The organism is Salmonella sp. A7 (genome assembly GCF_020181675.1).
Taxonomy (GTDB): Bacteria; Pseudomonadota; Gammaproteobacteria; order Enterobacterales; family Enterobacteriaceae; genus Salmonella; species Salmonella enterica.
The window spans coordinates 2,131,683-2,148,114 of the sequence record NZ_CP084001.1 but is presented as its reverse complement, the minus strand read 5'-3'; the positions used below and the strand labels follow the sequence as shown (position 1 = coordinate 2,148,114).

The 16,432-nt window shown below is 51.2% G+C and carries 21 protein-coding genes; 13 read left to right on the top strand and 8 right to left on the bottom strand.

Going from position 1 to position 16,432, the window contains the following annotated elements:
• The first annotated feature begins 9 nt into the window (after positions 1–9).
• The 6 genes from trpB (at position 10) to LCS67_RS10495 (ending at position 4,741) form a co-directional block, all read left to right on the top strand.
• Positions 10–1,203, top strand: coding sequence for a tryptophan synthase subunit beta (trpB, locus tag LCS67_RS10520; protein WP_000209485.1), 1,194 nt, complete (start codon positions 10–12; stop codon positions 1,201–1,203).
• Positions 1,203–2,009, top strand: a complete 807-nt coding sequence (gene trpA, locus LCS67_RS10515; protein WP_000443032.1) for a tryptophan synthase subunit alpha — start codon at positions 1,203–1,205, stop codon at positions 2,007–2,009. Before trpB ends, trpA begins: the two co-directional genes overlap by 1 nt.
• Positions 2,010–2,487: 478 nt before the next feature.
• Entirely contained in the window at positions 2,488–2,670 is a 183-nt protein-coding gene (locus LCS67_RS10510; protein WP_000807657.1) for a general stress protein, read from the top strand.
• Between the two features lie 89 nt (positions 2,671–2,759).
• Entirely contained in the window at positions 2,760–3,263 is a 504-nt protein-coding gene (locus LCS67_RS10505; protein WP_001022826.1) for a ferritin-like domain-containing protein, read from the top strand.
• A 73-nt stretch (positions 3,264–3,336) separates the two neighbouring features.
• Entirely contained in the window at positions 3,337–3,843 is a 507-nt protein-coding gene (locus LCS67_RS10500; protein WP_001109977.1) for a ferritin-like domain-containing protein, read from the top strand.
• Positions 3,844–3,862: 19 nt separating this feature from the next.
• Positions 3,863–4,741, top strand: coding sequence for a manganese catalase family protein (locus LCS67_RS10495; RefSeq protein ID WP_000488353.1), 879 nt, complete (start codon positions 3,863–3,865; stop codon positions 4,739–4,741).
• 81 nt (positions 4,742–4,822) lie between these two features.
• Here the strand turns inward: LCS67_RS10495 and ompW are convergent, their stop codons facing one another.
• Complete coding sequence (ompW, locus tag LCS67_RS10490) at positions 4,823–5,461, bottom strand: outer membrane protein OmpW (RefSeq protein ID WP_000714802.1); 639 nt, start codon at positions 5,459–5,461, stop codon at positions 4,823–4,825.
• Between the two features lie 336 nt (positions 5,462–5,797).
• Between ompW and LCS67_RS10485 the strand changes: the two genes are divergently transcribed.
• The 4 genes from LCS67_RS10485 to yciA all read left to right on the top strand — a co-directional run bounded on the left by LCS67_RS10485 (position 5,798) and on the right by yciA (position 8,129).
• On the top strand, positions 5,798–6,202 hold the full coding sequence (locus LCS67_RS10485; RefSeq protein WP_000114955.1) for a YkgJ family cysteine cluster protein: 405 nt from the start codon (positions 5,798–5,800) through the stop codon (positions 6,200–6,202).
• A 25-nt stretch (positions 6,203–6,227) separates the two neighbouring features.
• A complete protein-coding gene (locus LCS67_RS10480; RefSeq protein WP_000028507.1) occupies positions 6,228–6,971 on the top strand; it encodes a YciC family protein in 744 nt (247 codons plus the stop codon).
• 56 nt (positions 6,972–7,027) lie between these two features.
• Entirely contained in the window at positions 7,028–7,567 is a 540-nt protein-coding gene (locus tag LCS67_RS10475) for a septation protein A (RefSeq protein ID WP_000808683.1), read from the top strand.
• Positions 7,568–7,727: 160 nt separating this feature from the next.
• A complete protein-coding gene (gene yciA / locus LCS67_RS10470) occupies positions 7,728–8,129 on the top strand; it encodes an acyl-CoA thioester hydrolase YciA (RefSeq protein ID WP_000210317.1) in 402 nt (133 codons plus the stop codon).
• A gap of 59 nt (positions 8,130–8,188) precedes the next feature.
• Here the strand turns inward: yciA and tonB are convergent, their stop codons facing one another.
• Positions 8,189–8,917, bottom strand: coding sequence for a TonB system transport protein TonB (gene tonB / locus LCS67_RS10465; protein ID WP_001530767.1), 729 nt, complete (start codon positions 8,915–8,917; stop codon positions 8,189–8,191).
• Between the two features lie 223 nt (positions 8,918–9,140).
• On the opposite strand from tonB, the gene LCS67_RS10460 reads away from it, so the two are divergent.
• Complete coding sequence (locus LCS67_RS10460; protein WP_000967605.1) at positions 9,141–9,437, top strand: YciI family protein; 297 nt, start codon at positions 9,141–9,143, stop codon at positions 9,435–9,437.
• Positions 9,438–9,480: 43 nt separating this feature from the next.
• On the opposite strand, the gene LCS67_RS10455 is transcribed toward LCS67_RS10460, so the two are convergent.
• Positions 9,481–9,654 carry a YciY family protein gene (locus tag LCS67_RS10455; protein ID WP_001531561.1) on the bottom strand — a complete coding sequence of 58 codons (174 nt, stop codon included), beginning with the start codon at positions 9,652–9,654 and terminating at the stop codon, positions 9,481–9,483.
• A 142-nt stretch (positions 9,655–9,796) separates the two neighbouring features.
• Here LCS67_RS10455 and cls point away from each other — a divergent pair, with 142 nt between their 5' ends.
• Together cls and LCS67_RS10445 are read left to right on the top strand one after the other, a co-directional pair.
• On the top strand, positions 9,797–11,257 hold the full coding sequence (cls, locus tag LCS67_RS10450) for a cardiolipin synthase (protein WP_000206886.1): 1,461 nt from the start codon (positions 9,797–9,799) through the stop codon (positions 11,255–11,257).
• 33 nt (positions 11,258–11,290) lie between these two features.
• Positions 11,291–11,620, top strand: a complete 330-nt coding sequence (locus tag LCS67_RS10445) for an HI1450 family dsDNA-mimic protein (RefSeq protein ID WP_000425070.1) — start codon at positions 11,291–11,293, stop codon at positions 11,618–11,620.
• A 47-nt stretch (positions 11,621–11,667) separates the two neighbouring features.
• Here LCS67_RS10445 and LCS67_RS10440 read toward each other — a convergent pair whose 3' ends face one another.
• Genes LCS67_RS10440 through oppB form a run of 5 tightly spaced genes read right to left on the bottom strand, consistent with a single transcriptional unit; the run spans position 11,668 to position 16,415 of the window.
• The gene (locus tag LCS67_RS10440) at positions 11,668–12,504 is read right to left on the bottom strand and encodes an ion transporter (RefSeq protein WP_000059074.1); all 837 of its coding nucleotides are present in this window, start codon (positions 12,502–12,504) and stop codon (positions 11,668–11,670) included.
• Positions 12,505–12,551: 47 nt separating this feature from the next.
• On the bottom strand, positions 12,552–13,556 hold the full coding sequence (oppF, locus tag LCS67_RS10435) for a murein tripeptide/oligopeptide ABC transporter ATP-binding protein OppF (RefSeq protein WP_000994697.1): 1,005 nt from the start codon (positions 13,554–13,556) through the stop codon (positions 12,552–12,554).
• Positions 13,553–14,560 carry an ABC transporter ATP-binding protein gene (locus LCS67_RS10430; RefSeq protein WP_000058857.1) on the bottom strand — a complete coding sequence of 336 codons (1,008 nt, stop codon included), beginning with the start codon at positions 14,558–14,560 and terminating at the stop codon, positions 13,553–13,555. Before LCS67_RS10430 ends, oppF begins: the two co-directional genes overlap by 4 nt.
• A gap of 11 nt (positions 14,561–14,571) precedes the next feature.
• Entirely contained in the window at positions 14,572–15,480 is a 909-nt protein-coding gene (gene oppC / locus LCS67_RS10425) for an oligopeptide ABC transporter permease OppC (RefSeq protein ID WP_000979653.1), read from the bottom strand.
• Positions 15,481–15,494: 14 nt separating this feature from the next.
• Positions 15,495–16,415 (bottom strand): oligopeptide ABC transporter permease OppB, encoded by a 921-nt coding sequence (oppB, locus tag LCS67_RS10420; RefSeq protein ID WP_000911097.1) that lies wholly within the window; start codon positions 16,413–16,415, stop codon positions 15,495–15,497.
• Positions 16,416–16,432 lie beyond the last annotated feature (17 nt).

Here is a 16,432-nt window from a genome sequence, read left to right as displayed (position 1 = left end):
GGAAAAAACATGACAACACTTCTCAACCCCTACTTTGGTGAATTCGGCGGCATGTATGTGCCGCAGATCCTGATGCCTGCGCTGAACCAGCTTGAAGAGGCCTTCGTCAGCGCGCAAAAAGATCCTGAATTTCAGGCGCAATTCGCCGATCTGCTAAAAAACTACGCGGGACGCCCCACTGCGCTGACGAAATGCCAGAACATTACCGCCGGTACGCGTACCACGTTGTATTTAAAGCGCGAAGATTTACTGCACGGCGGCGCGCACAAAACCAATCAGGTACTGGGTCAGGCGCTGCTGGCCAAACGGATGGGGAAAAGCGAGATTATCGCTGAAACCGGCGCCGGTCAGCACGGCGTCGCCTCTGCGCTCGCCAGCGCCCTGCTGGGTCTGAAATGCCGTATCTATATGGGCGCCAAAGACGTTGAGCGCCAGTCGCCGAACGTCTTCCGTATGCGTCTGATGGGCGCTGAGGTCATCCCGGTTCATAGCGGCTCCGCTACGCTAAAAGATGCCTGTAACGAGGCGCTGCGCGACTGGTCCGGTAGTTACGAAACCGCGCACTATATGCTCGGCACGGCGGCAGGACCGCATCCCTATCCCACCATCGTTCGCGAGTTCCAACGCATGATTGGCGAAGAGACGAAAGCGCAAATCCTCGACAAAGAGGGCCGTCTGCCAGATGCCGTTATCGCTTGCGTCGGTGGCGGCTCAAACGCTATCGGGATGTTTGCGGATTTTATTAATGATACCAGCGTCGGGCTAATAGGCGTTGAACCTGGCGGTCACGGTATTGAAACCGGCGAGCATGGCGCGCCGCTTAAACATGGTCGCGTTGGCATCTATTTCGGGATGAAAGCGCCGATGATGCAAACAGCGGACGGGCAAATTGAAGAGTCCTATTCCATTTCCGCCGGGCTCGATTTCCCGTCCGTTGGGCCGCAACATGCGTACCTGAACAGCATCGGACGCGCGGATTATGTCTCCATTACCGATGATGAGGCGCTGGAAGCCTTCAAAACGTTGTGCCGCCATGAGGGAATTATCCCGGCGCTGGAATCCTCCCACGCGTTGGCGCACGCTCTGAAAATGATGCGCGAGCAGCCGGAAAAAGAGCAACTGCTGGTGGTCAATCTCTCTGGCCGCGGTGATAAAGACATCTTTACCGTACACGATATCCTGAAAGCGCGAGGGGAAATCTGATGGAACGCTACGAAAATTTATTTGCACAGCTCAACGATCGCCGTGAAGGCGCTTTTGTCCCCTTCGTGACCCTGGGCGACCCTGGCATTGAACAGTCACTGAAAATTATCGACACACTGATTGACGCTGGCGCCGACGCTCTGGAGCTGGGGGTTCCCTTCTCCGATCCGCTGGCCGATGGCCCTACTATCCAGAATGCGAACTTACGCGCCTTCGCCGCTGGCGTCACGCCGGCTCAGTGTTTTGAAATGCTGGCGCTGATTCGTGAAAAACACCCGACCATTCCGATTGGCCTGCTAATGTACGCGAATCTGGTGTTCAATAACGGCATAGATGCGTTCTATGCCCGTTGTGAACAGGTTGGCGTAGATTCCGTGCTGGTCGCAGATGTCCCGGTTGAAGAATCGGCCCCCTTCCGCCAGGCGGCGTTACGGCATAATATCGCGCCGATCTTCATCTGCCCGCCAAATGCGGATGACGATCTTCTGCGCCAGGTCGCATCTTACGGCCGCGGTTACACCTACCTGCTTTCGCGTTCGGGCGTCACCGGCGCGGAAAACCGTGGCGCATTGCCGTTGCATCATCTCATTGAGAAGCTTAAAGAGTACCACGCCGCGCCTGCGTTACAGGGCTTCGGTATCTCCTCGCCGGAACAGGTGTCTGCGGCCGTGCGTGCCGGGGCGGCTGGCGCTATCTCCGGCTCAGCCATTGTCAACATTATCGAGAAAAACCACACGTCTCCCGAACAGATGTTGGCGGAGCTCAGGTCCTTTGTCTCAGCGATGAAAGCCGCCAGCCGCGCATAACGGGTTAAGCCGTCAGCATAACGCTGGCGGCTTAATGAGAGGTTGCGCCGAACCAGAATCACGATTCAGGCGTACATCATCAATCTTTTTGGTGTTATTCCCTGTCCAGCTTTCAAAAAGTCTGAAGTCAATTTTTGTTAAGAAAACTCCTAATCACGCCGAAAAATTTAGCGTTTTCACGTCAATTTCCCCCACCTTTATGTAAAGAAATGTCAACAAGCAATGCATTAACGTTTCTATTGCCGCAGATAGTGACACTTGTTATTAATAACAATGCAAAGCATTTTCTGTTAAATCGCTTATTCTAAAAGAAAATATAGAATATATTATCTCTAAACCATTTTTTGTGTGTTATTTACGCGGTAAATCACAACTATTTCCGTCAATTTGACTAATCGGTTTAACCAACTAATTTTAATAGGGTGTCGACACGGTTAAAACCGATTTTTTCAGCAAGCAACGAGACAGGAGAAATAATATGGCCGAACATCGTGGTGGTTCAGGAAATTTCGCCGAGAATCGTGAAAAAGCATCTGAAGCGGGCCGCAAAGGCGGTCAGCATAGCGGCGGGAATTTCAAAAACGATCCGCAACGAGCTTCTGAAGCCGGTAAAAAAGGTGGTCAGAATAGTCACGGCGGACGTAAATCCGATAATTCCTGATTTACTGTAATGTAAATATAACACATGCTTTTATCAAGCAATCTGCGAGTCTTCTGGCTCGCAGTATTTTGCCCAGGAGAATTAGATTTATGAATATTAAAACCGTTGAAGACCTTTTTATCCATCTACTTTCAGATACCTATAGTGCAGAAAAACAATTAACCAAGGCTCTTTCTAAACTAGCCAGAGCCACGTCCAATGAAAAATTAAGCCAGGCCTTTCAATCTCATCTTGAAGAAACCCAGGGTCAGATTGAACGTATTGATCAGATCGTCGAATCTGAATCTGGCATTAAACTGAAAAGAATGAAATGCGTCGCTATGGAAGGGCTGATTGAAGAAGCCAATGAAGTCATCGAAAGTACGGAGAAAAACGAAGTACGCGATGCAGCGCTTATCGCCGCGGCGCAAAAAGTCGAGCATTACGAAATCGCCAGCTACGGCACGCTTGCCACCCTGGCCGAGCAGCTCGGCTATAGCAAAGCATTAAAACTGCTCAAAGAAACCCTCGACGAGGAAAAACAAACTGATTTAAAACTTACCGATTTAGCAGTCAGCAATGTTAATAAAAGTGCTGAACGCAAATCGAAATAATATTTTTAATTATCAGCTTGCATGATTCCGATTTTATTACCGGAGCAGATTATCACGCATTGAGGAATTTAAAATGAATTATACTGAACATTATCATGACTGGCTTCGTGACGCCCATGCCATGGAAAAACAGGCAGAATCGATGCTTGAATCTATGGCCAGCCGTATTGAAAATTATCCTGATATAAAAGCCAGAATTGAACAACATATTAGTGAAACCAAACATCAAATTACCATGCTCGAAGAAGTATTGGACCGTAATGGCATTTCTCGTTCGGTGTTGAAAGACTCCATGAGTAAAATGGCAGCAATGGGGCAATCTATCGGTGGCATGTTCCCTTCCGATGAAATTGTCAAAGGCTCAATTAGCGGTTATGTTTTCGAGCAGTTCGAAATTGCTTGTTATACCTCCCTGCTGGCGGCGGCAAAAAAAGCTGGCGACACTGCCTCAATTCCGACGATTGAAGCCATTCTGAAAGAAGAAATGCAAATGGCTGACTGGCTTATCAAACATATTCCGCAGACAACGGAACAATTTTTACTGCGATCTGAAGCAGATGGCGTTGAAGCCAAAAAATAAATAATAAGCAGGAGGCAATATGTTTCGACACGTAAAACAACTTCAATATACAGTGCGAGTGAGCGAACCTAATCCTGGATTAGCGAACCTGCTGCTGGAACAGTTTGGCGGCCCGCAGGGCGAACTGGCGGCCGCCTGCCGCTACTTCACGCAAGGTTTAAGCGATGATGATGCCGGTCGTAGAGAGATGTTAATGGACATCGCCACCGAGGAGCTGAGTCATCTGGAAATTATCGGCTCACTGGTAGGAATGCTTAATAAAGGCGCTAAAGGCGAGCTGGCGGAAGGCACCGAAAGCGAAGCGGAACTTTATCGCTCGCTGACGCAGAATGGTAATGACAGCCATATCACCTCTCTGCTGTATGGCGGCGGCCCTGCGTTGACAAACTCCGGCGGCGTACCGTGGACCGCGGCTTATATTGATACTATCGGCGAAGTCACAGCCGATCTACGCTCAAACATCGCGGCAGAGGCGCGAGCGAAGATCATTTATGAACGCCTGATTAATCTGACCGACGATCCTGGCGTAAAAGACACGCTCAGTTTCTTAATGACCCGTGAAGTCGCGCACCAGCTCTCTTTTGAAAAGGCGCTGTATTCGATTCGTAACAACTTCCCGCCGGGTAAATTACCGCCAGTAGAACAGTATACCGACGTGTACTACAACATGTCGCAAGGCGACGATCCGCGAGGTAGCTGGAATAGCGATGAGAACTTCAACTATGTCGCAGAACCGATGCCTGCTGTTGATGGCGGCGATGGCCTGGCGACAGTGAAATTGCCGCGCGAGCAGCTGGCGCTGCTCAAAGCGATGGCAGAAAGAACGAAATCGGACCCCACCGTTGATCCTCTCACTGGCGCAGAACTAGGCTGCGGCGAACCGAAAGAAGACAAGTGAGTTCCGACAAGTAAAATCCGTGTGTCATGTCCTTTTTTGACCCCGCCTGGCGGGGTCTTTTTTCGTCACAACATCACGCGATTAGAAACGATAGCCTGCCGAGAACATAAATACCCATGGGTCCAGACGCACGCTGTCATGCTGCTGAACGCCGCCCATTTTATAATTGGCGGTAGTATCAATATCCATGTACCAGACAGAGGCGCCAATTAACCAGTCGCGGTTAATCAGGTAATCTACCCCAACTTGCCCTGCCGCGCCCCAGGAATCCTTAAAGCTCAGATCGGACAGCCCGGCATTTTTACCATTATCGTTAAAGCCGTTATCGAAGAAGGTGGTGTAGTTCACCCCTACGCCGACATAAGGACGCACTTTGCTGCTGGAATCGCCGAAGTACCACTGCGCCATTAACGTTGGCGGTAACAGGTGGACCGTGGCGATATCGCCCGTCGCGCCCGTACCCACCTTATGGCGGAACGGCGTGGCCGCCAGCAATTCAACCCCGATATTGTCCGTCGCCATGTAAGTGAATGTCAGGCCGAGTTGCGTGTTATTACTCACATCAAACCCGTTTAAATGCCCCAGCGTACCACCCGCCCCTTCTGTAGGTCTGACGGTTGCCGGACCTGCACGCATAAAGAATTCTCCGGCTTCGTGCGCGAACGCGCTGCCTGAGAGAAGAGTTGTTAACGCCAGTGCCGCCACTGTAAATTTTTTCATACCCGCTCCATCGTTATGGTTATAAAAGCGTGATGAATATACCCACAATGAAGTAATAAGTGATCTAACACAGATCACATTTGTTCTTATAATTTAACATTTATTGATCCAGATTAATTTAAAACTTGTATTGAAAATCCTGGTTATAGGAATTCAGATCAATTTTGACATATTCACGCTATGCAAATATTTGTCTGCTCTGTTGCCCTGGCGATAAAGGCTGGCTAAGGTAATCAATGTCCCGCAATGGCGCGTGGCGTTAAGATTCGCGAACACTGCGGGACAGATTAATTTCCGTTGTAATCTATTGATACGTGAGTTTTTTGCAGGTGGATCATGAGCGTTCTTAACCCATGCATGACATGCGGTGCCTGTTGTGCCTATTTTCGTGTCTCCTTTTATTGGGCTGAAGGCGACGATGCCAGCGGACGCGTTCCGGCGTCATTAACCGAGCCCGTTACCCCTTTTTTACGTTGTATGGCCGGTACCAACCAAAAACAGCCGCACTGTAAAGCGCTAATTGGCACGCCGGGTGAAAACGTCAGTTGCGCTATTTATGAAAACCGCCCTTCAACCTGTCGCGAATTTTCGATATCGGGCGAAGGAGGCGAAGTGAATGAGGCGTGCAATCGCGCCCGCGCGCGATACGGATTACCGCCGCTTTACAAAGATATGCTTTTCCATACAACTGCTGATGCTGCCACTGTAGAGTTATCCAGGGTACAATTGCCCGCAAATTAACACCTGCAAAACTCAAGGAGAGTGCATGTCTATCACGGCGAAGTCCGTTTACCGTGACGCCGGAAATTTTTTCCGAAATCAATTTATTACTATCTTGCTGGTTTCGTTGCTGTGCGCATTTATCACGGTGGTCTTAGGTCATGCCTTTTCACCCAGCGATGCGCAAATCGCGCAACTCAGTGAAGGAGAACATCTGGCAGGCAGCGCTGGCCTGTTTGAGCTGGTACAAAATATGACGCCGGAGCAGCAGCAGATCCTGTTGCGCGCCTCTGCCGCCTCGACGTTTTCCGGGCTTATCGGCAACGCTATTCTGGCCGGCGGTATCATCCTGATGATTCAGTTAGTTTCAGCGGGACATCGGGTTAGCGCGCTGCGCGCTATCGGCGCCAGCGCCCCTGCATTGCCTAAACTGTTTATTCTCATTTTTCTGACTACCCTGTTAGTGCAAATCGGTATAATGCTGATTGTCGTTCCGGGGATTATTATGGCCATTGTGCTGGCGCTTGCGCCAGTGATGTTGGTTGAAGAGAAAATGGGCGTGTTTGCCGCAATGCGCAGCAGTATGCGTTTAGCCTGGGCTAACATGAGACTGGTCGCGCCCGCGGTGATAGGCTGGTTACTGGCTAAAACATTGCTATTGCTGTTCGCGCCCAGCTTCGCTGTACTGACCCCAAATGTAGGCGCTGTACTGGCGAATACGTTGAGCAATCTGATTTCCGCAGTATTGCTTATCTACTTATTCCGCCTGTATATGTTGATTCGCCAATAATCCGCAATGCGCCGTTACGCGGCGCATTCGACGCTCGTTGATGATGGAATCGAAGAATGAAGCAGTTTCTGGATTTTTTACCGCTGGTTGTCTTTTTTGCGTTTTATAAACTTTATGACATCTATGCGGCGACCTCCGCACTGATTGTCGCGACGGCAATCGTGCTGATTTATAGCTGGGTGCGCTATCGGAAAATAGAGAAGATGGCGCTGATTACCTTTGTTCTGGTTGCCGTCTTCGGCGGTCTGACGCTCTTCTTCCATAACGATGAATTTATTAAATGGAAGGTGACGGTTATTTATGCGCTGTTCGCTGGCGCGCTGTTAATAAGCCAGTGGGTGATGAAAAAACCGTTAATCCAACGTATGTTAGGTAAAGAACTGGCGTTGCCGCAGCAGGTCTGGTCAAAGCTGAACCTGGCGTGGGCGCTGTTTTTTATTGTGTGCGGTCTGGCTAACATTTATATCGCCTTCTGGTTGCCGCAAAATATCTGGGTCAACTTTAAGGTTTTTGGACTCACGGCGCTGACGCTCATTTTTACCCTGCTGAGCGGCGTCTATATCTACCGGCATCTGCCACAGGAAGATAAATCATAACCCTCCCGTGACTTATCATCGCCAGACTGCGAACGCCTGGCGATATTTTCTCCACCTTTACGCCCTGCGCTTTCCCGTCAGTACCTTTATTCCCTCTATTCTCCACACAAAATTCATAGTAGCATCGCGGCTGTAATTTTTTCTGATAGTCGGTTTTACAATGACAACAATGGATAATACTCCTCAGGGCGAGCTGGTTTTACGTACATTGGCCATGCCTGCCGATACCAATGCGAACGGCGATATTTTTGGCGGCTGGCTGATGTCGCAAATGGATATTGGCGGCGCGATACTGGCCAAAGAGATCGCGCACGGTCGGGTTGTAACCGTACGCGTGGAAGGAATGACATTTCTGCGCCCCGTCGCGGTTGGCGATGTCGTATGCTGCTACGCGCGCTGCGTTAAACGCGGCACGACGTCTATTAGCATCAATATTGAAGTCTGGGTGAAAAAAGTCGCGTCAGAACCGATTGGACAGCGCTACAAGGCCACCGAGGCGCTGTTTATTTATGTTGCCGTCGATCCGGACGGTAAACCTCGCCCGCTCCCGGTTCAGGGTTAAGTATACCCGCTTACGCCGCCAGCAGGTGATGGTAATATTCCTACTGGCGGCGCCAGAGATTACTCAATCTGCGCCGTACCGTTCAGACGGAAGATAATATTGACCACCAGCCCGGAACCCGGCTTGCCTGCTTCATAGCGCCATTTGCGCATCGCATTCTTAACTTCACGCTCAAACATATTGGCCGGCTGCGCGGACAGAATCTGTACATTTTCCACTCGCCCAGCAGAGGTCACGTCAAACTTTACCTTTACGCGGCCTTCAATACGTAACGCCTGTGCTCGCGCCGGATACTGCGGCTGGTTACGGCTCAGAGCGCGAGGTCCAGTGGGCACGCTCACCGCCGGCTTGCTGGTCGCCGACGCGGTGCTGCTTGTTGGCCGCGCCGGGGCGCTATTTTCAAACGGTGAGGCAGGACGCGGCTCGGCCGGTTTGACTTCGCGCTTCGGCTGCTCTTCAACCTTTTTCACCGGTTCCGGTTTCGGTTTTGGCTTGGGTTTTGGCTTAGGTTTGGGTTTCTCAATCACCACGGGCGCTTCTTTAGGCGGTTCAGGGATCGGCTCTGGCTCCGGTTCGGGTTCAACCACTGGCTCCGGCGGCGGCTGAACCGCCTGGGGCGGCTCCAGGTCAGCGGGTGAAACCATTGTCACCGTGATAGGCTGCGCTGGCGCAGGCAATTCAATAACCTGATGTACCGAGGTATAGAGCAAACCTGCCACTACAGCACCATGAATGCCTACGGAAAGGAGTGTCGGCCAGGGAAAGCGACGAGGTAAATCAAGGGTCATTGAAGTCATAATCGTTTCAGTTGAAAAACCAGAGCTGAATTTTAAATGCAAATAGCAATCATATTCAATAAGGCATTGCCGATAGCGGCATTTAAAAGATGATATCGCACAAAAACACCACACAAAATGTGCATGTTTAACAAAGTCGGTATCTTTACATTGCAGTTAAATGCCCTTTCCAATAACGTAATCAGCAACTTTTGCCGATTAAGGAGCTCTACCCGTGCTGTATGTTATTTACGCTCAGGATAATGCCAACTCGCTTGAAAAACGCCTCTCGGTACGGCCCGCGCATCTGGCGCGCCTGCAACTTCTACATGATGAAGGGCGATTATTAACTGCCGGGCCGATGCCCGCAGTGGACAGTAACGATCCTGGGGTAGCCGGATTTACCGGGTCAACGGTGATTGCTGAATTTGAATCTTTAGAAGCGGCGCAATCCTGGGCTGATGCGGACCCCTACGTCGCAGCGGGCGTCTATGCGCAGGTTTCGGTCAAACCATATAAGAAGATCTTTTGAAAAGGATGGCCTGTTGGGCACCGCATACGGTGCCCTTTCTGGCTCACACACCGTGAATCGCAAAGAGTAATGAATTACGCTGACGATTAAAGATGCATTTCCTGATGGTATGGATACGCATATTACGGCGTGATTGCCCTTCAAGCCAACGCGCTTTACGGCGGCTCGCCTGACGTAGCATTCGCCAGCGCCCCACTTCCGTTCTACTACGCTTCATGTTTACGACTCTCACTGTAACAGAAGCGCCATTATACCCCCTCGCCGGATGCAGACCAGCGCTTTTCCCGTGTTTTTATTTGCCATGTGAATCCTGACGCGTAAACTCTTAACAACACGCTTTCTAAAGGATTTTTAAAGTTATGACAACCTTCTACACCGTGGTGAGTTGGCTGGTCATTTTGGGATACTGGGTTCTCATTGCCGGCGTCACATTACGTATTCTAATGAAACGGCGCGCAGTTCCCTCCGCAATGGCCTGGTTATTAATCATCTATATCCTTCCGCTGGTCGGGATCATCGCCTATTTGTCCGTGGGCGAATTGCATTTAGGCAAACGTCGCGCCGAGCGTGCCCGCGCCATGTGGCCGTCTACCGCCAAATGGTTGAATGACCTCAAAGCCTGCAAACACATTTTCGCGCAAGAAAACAGTAGCGTCGCATCGTCCTTGTTTAAGCTGTGCGAACGACGTCAGGGGATTGCGGGCGTCAAAGGCAACCAGTTGCAATTGCTTACCGACTCCGATGATGTCATGCAGGCGCTTATTCGCGATATCCAACTGGCGCGGCATAATATCGAAATGGTATTTTACATCTGGCAGCCAGGCGGCATGGCGGATCAGGTCGCTGAATCGTTAATGGCCGCCGCCCGCCGCGGCATCCACTGCCGGCTTATGCTGGATTCCGCGGGTAGCGTCGCTTTCTTCCGCAGCCCCTGGGCGGCCATGATGCGTAACGCTGGCATTGAAGTCGTAGAGGCGCTGAAGGTGAATCTGATGCGCGTCTTTTTACGCCGTATGGATCTTCGCCAGCACCGTAAAATGGTGATGATTGACAATTACATCGCCTATACCGGCAGTATGAATATGGTGGACCCGCGTTTTTTCAAACAGGATGCCGGCGTTGGGCAATGGGTCGATTTAATGGCGCGGATGGAGGGCCCCGTGGCGACAGCAATGGGGATTGTTTACTCCTGCGATTGGGAAATTGAGACGGGTAAACGCATTCTGCCTCCCCCGCCGGACGTGAATATTATGCCGTTTGAGCAGGCCAGCGGGCATACCATTCATACCATTGCTTCCGGTCCTGGTTTTCCGGAAGATCTCATTCACCAGGCACTATTAACCGCCACCTATGCTGCGCGCGAATATTTAATTATGACCACGCCATATTTCGTCCCCAGCGACGATCTGCTGCACGCCATTTGTACCGCTGCGCAGCGCGGCGTGGATGTCAGTATTATCCTGCCCCGTAAAAATGATTCACTGCTCGTCGGCTGGGCCAGTCGCGCCTTTTTTAGCGAGTTACTGGCGGCGGGCGTGAAAATCTATCAGTTCGAAGGCGGGCTGTTACATACCAAAAGCGTGCTGGTCGATGGCGAACTGAGCCTGGTCGGTACCGTGAATCTCGACATGCGTAGCCTGTGGCTTAATTTCGAGATTACGCTGGTCATTGATGATACGGGTTTCGGCGCCGATCTGGCTGCGGTACAGGACGATTATATTTCGCGCTCCCGCCTGTTAGATGCGCGTTTGTGGGTAAAACGTCCGTTATGGCAGCGTATTACCGAGCGATTGTTTTACTTCTTTAGTCCATTGCTGTAAAACGTGACCAACATGAGTAAACAGGTAGTCACTATGGAAATGGATCTGAACAATCGCCTGACTGAAGACGAAACGCTTGAGCAGGCTTACGATATTTTTCTTGAGCTGGCGGCGGATAATCTTGATCCGGCTGATATCATTCTGTTCAATTTGCAATTCGAGGAGCGCGGTGGCGCGGAGTTGTTTGATCCCGCTGAAGACTGGCAAGAGCACGTCGATTTTGACCTGAATCCAGACTTTTTTGCCGAGGTGGTGATTGGCCTGGCGGATACCGAAGACGGCGAAATTAACGACATTTTCGCCCGCGTTCTGCTGTGCCGGGAAAAGGACCACAAGCTGTGCCATATTCTCTGGCGCGAATAAGCGGTTCAGGCCGGATGGCGTTTGATTGCGCCCTCCGGCAAGCCTGTTTAATCCGGTAGCTTACTGCCGCATCGGTTACAATATTGCGCGCTATGTTCATGCTGGCTTTGCTGGCACTGCGGACATTTTCGCTGCCAGTGACGTTTTTGAAACGCGCTGCTCATGTGCGTGGTAATCAGTCCTGTAGGAATCGCAATCACCGAATAGCCAATCAAAATAAGCACCGACGCGACAATACGTCCCAGCGGCGTATGCGGCGTAATATCACCATACCCCACGGTTGTGACTGTCACTATCGCCCAATACACCGAGGCATTAAGCGTCGTGAAGCCATATTTCGGTCCTTCAATAAGATACATCAGGGCACCGAAAATAATCATCACGATCGCAATAAATGAATAGAACAGAATAAGCTGATGACGCGCGCTAATAATGGCGCTCCAGAATACGCGCAGGGATGGCATAAAGCGTAGCAGTTTAAGAATACGCAGCACGCGAATCGCTCGCATAGCACGCCAGGCAAACATATAGTTCAGGCTAATTTCCGGCCACAGCCACATGACGTACAGCGGCAAAATCGTCACCAGATCAATAAATCCCCAGAAACTAAAAACGTATTTTGCCGGTTCGGGCCAGCTAAACAGTCTGAGCAAGTATTCACCGGTAAATATCAGGGTAACGCAGAGCTCCAGCCAGACAAAAATATGCCATTCATCAAATGTCAGGTGATATTCCGTTCCTACGCCTGATTCAACAAAAATGACCAGTACGCTAAGCAGCGCAAACAGCGCGCATAACCCTTCAAAACGGCGACCTGAGCGCGTAGTCAAATCGAACAGATTATGATAAAGACGACGGCGAACCGACGACAAAGAAAGTGACACGGTAACCTCACCTACAAGAAGGGCTGACGAATTGTCAGCCCTTGCGATTATAACGGGTCTACTTTAAGGCAGGAAACGGCATGGCGAAAACTCCCTTCCAGCACCGGTCGCGTTAGCGCGCATTCTGGCCCGGCTAGCGGACAGCGTGTACGGAACACGCAGCCGGAAGGTGGGTTAATGGGCGAAGGTAATTCGCCCTCCAGCAATTGTATCTTCTTATTTCGCTCCAGATCGGGATCGGGAATCGGTACCGCCGACATCAGCGCTTTGGTATAAGGATGCAGTGGGTTATGGTACACCTCATCATAGGTGCCCAATTCTACCGCATGACCGAGATACATCACCAGGACACGATCGGATATGTGCTTTACGACCGCCAGATCGTGCGCAATAAAAATCAACGACAGCCCCATCTCTCGCTGTAACTGCTGGAGCAAATTCACCACCTGCGCCTGAATAGAAACGTCCAGCGCCGACACCGGCTCATCGCAAATAATAAGCTTAGGTTCCAGGATCAACGCCCGGGCGATACCGATGCGCTGGCACTGCCCCCCGGAAAATTCATGGGGATAACGGTTAATGAGATTCGGCAGCAGCCCCACTTTCAGCATCATGGCTTTCACGCGGTCACGCACGTCCTGGCGCGAAAGTTTAGGATGATAAGTGCGCAGCGGTTCAGCGATAATTTCGCCAATCGTCATTCGCGGGTTGAGTGACGCCAGTGGGTCCTGGAAAATCATCTGGATATCGCTGCGCACTTCGCGCCACTCATCCGCTTTCATGCCCAGCAGATCTTTTCCCAGCCAGGCGACTTTACCGTCCGTCGCCTTCACCAGACCAATAATGGCGCGCGCAAACGTCGACTTGCCGCAGCCGGATTCCCCCACCACGCCCAGCGTTTCGCCTTCATACAGGCGTAGCGTAACGCCGTCCACCGCTTTCAGGGTTTTCGGCGGTTGCCAGAACCACTGCTTCCCTTCTTTGATATCAAAATGTACTTTCAGATCGGCGATTTCGAGGAGAACTTTACGTTGTTCAATCACAGCATTCATAGCAGTTCCTCCACCGGTTTAAAACAGGCGCGCAAGCGACCAGGACTGAACGCTTCAAGTGGCGGCGCATTATTGCAGATCTCCATCGCATGAGGACAACGCGGCTGGAACGGACACCCTTTAGGCAAACGCAATAAATTGGGAGGATTGCCCGGAATCGTCAGCATTTCCGCCCCCTCGCTATCCAGACGCGGCACCGCATTAAGCAGGCCTATCGAATACGGATGAACGGGCTGATAAAAGACATCGCGCGCCTTACCGTATTCCATGGTACGCCCGGCATACATTACCAGGACCTTATCGCAAATACCCGCGACCACACCCAGATCGTGGGTAATCATGATAATGGCGGTATTAAATTCGCGCTTTAGCTCATTAAGCAAGGTCATAATCTGCGCCTGTACGGTAACATCAAGCGCGGTGGTAGGCTCATCGGCAATAAGCAGTTTCGGCCTGCACAACAGCGCCATCGCAATCATCACACGTTGACGCATTCCGCCGGAAAATTCGTGCGGGTACATTTTCATCCGTTTGCGCGCTTCCGGCATTTTTACGGCATCCAGCATTCTGACGGACTCTTCAAAAGCTTCCGCTTTGCTCATCCCTTTATGCAGCATCAGGACTTCCATTAACTGCTCCCCAACGCGCATATAAGGATTTAGCGAGGTCATCGGGTCCTGAAAAATCATCGAAATCTGTTCTGCGCGCAGCGTATTCAGTTCGCGCTCAGGTAGATTAAGAATTTCACGTCCGTTAAAGGTCGCGGAACCGCCGATTCGACCATTCGTCGCCAGCAGTCCCATTAATGCGAACGCCGTTTGCGATTTCCCCGATCCAGACTCGCCAACAATACCTAACGTTTCTCCAGCGCGAAGCGTAAAGTTCAGATCGTTGACCGCCGTCACATCGCCATCAGGCGTAGCGAACGTAACACGAAGATCGTTTACCTCCAGCAGTACATTCGCCGGTTGCGGCGCCTGAGTTGCGGTTTCTGATAAGCTCATGGCTGTACTCCTTAACGATCTTTCGGGTCGAGGGCATCACGCAGGCCATCGCCAATAAAGTTAAAACAGAATAACGTCACCACGAGAAAGCCAGCCGGAAACAGCAGCAGCCACGGTGAGACTTCCATTGAATTTGCGCCATCGCTCAACAACGCTCCCCAACTGCTTAACGGTTCCTGCGTCCCAAGCCCCAGGAAACTGAGGAAAGACTCAAACAGAATCATGCTGGGCACCAGCAACGATGCATACACTACTACTACGCCCAGGACGTTAGGCACAATATGGCGGATCACAATGCTGGCGGTCGACACACCACCCACCTGCGCGGCTTCGATGAACTCTTTACGTTTAAGACTTAGGGTTTGACCACGCACGATACGCGCCATATCAAGCCAGGAGACCATGCCGATGGCGACGAAAATCAACAGAATGTTCTGCCCAAAAAACGTCACCAGCAAAATCACAAAGAACATAAACGGGAACGAGTTGAGGATCTCCAACAACCGCATCATCACAGAATCAATTTTGCCGCCCAGATAGCCGGACAGCGAGCCATACAGCGTTCCGACAATGACCGCCACCAGCGCGGCGGCAATCCCGACCATCAATGAGATACGCCCGCCGATGGCAACGCGCACCAACAGATCGCGCCCGGAAGAGTCAGTGCCGAAATAGTGACCGGACGCCATATCCGGCGCGCTGGACATCATGCCCCAGTCGGTATCGAAATAGGTAAATTGCGACAGCATAGGCGCCACTGTCACGAACAGGGCTATCAGAAACAGGACAATAAGACTGGCCACCGCCGCACGGTTATGCATAAAGCGTCGGCGGGCATCTTGCCAAAGGCTGCGACCTTCCACCTCCAGCTTTTCACTGAAATTTTCCAGCGTCTCGCTGTTTTTCTTACTTAACATCATCGCGAGCTCCAGTATCAATAGCGAATTTTCGGGTCGATAACGGCATAGAGCACATCGACAATGGCGTTAAACAATATGGTCAGCGCCCCGACTAAAATGGTCAAACTTAACACCAGCGAGTAATCGCGGTTGAGCGCGCCATTAACGAAAAGCTGCCCAATGCCCGGTAAGCCATAAATAGTTTCAATCACCATTGAGCCGGTAATAATGCCGACAAAGGCTGGCCCCATATAGGATAAAACCGGCAGCAGCGCAGGTTTTAACGCATGGCGGAAGATGATTCTGCGCATCGGTAATCCTTTTGCCCGCGCGGTACGAATAAAGTTCGAATGCAGAACTTCAATCATTGAGCCGCGCGTAATACGAGCGATGCTGGCAATATAGGCCAGTGAAAGCGCGACCATCGGCAGGATCATAAATTTTAACGCCCCGCCGTTCCAGCCGCCGCCAGGCAGCCATTGCAAGGTTATCGCAAAGACCATCACCAGTAGCGGCGCTACCACAAAACTGGGGATAACGACGCCGGTCATGGCAAATCCCATCACCGTATAATCCCATCGCGTATTTTGCTTTAGCGCGGCAATCACGCCAGCGCTGACACCAATAATGACCGCCAGCAAAAAAGCGGCGGCGCCAAGTTTCGCCGAAACGGGGAAGCTGGCGGCAACCAGATCGTTGACCGTGTAATCTTTGTATTTAAACGATGGTCCAAAATCGCCATGCGCCAGCTGCTTCAGGTAGCTGAAGTACTGCGTCATGATAGGATCGTTCAGATGATATTTTGCTTCAATATTGGCCAGCACTTCCGGCGGCAATGCGCGCTCGCCGGTAAAAGGACTCCCCGGCGCGAGGCGCATCATAAAGAAAGAGATGGTAATAAGAATAAACAGCGTCGGAATCGCTTCCAGACAGCGGCGTAAAATAAATTTCAACATTGCCCGTACCTTCTGGC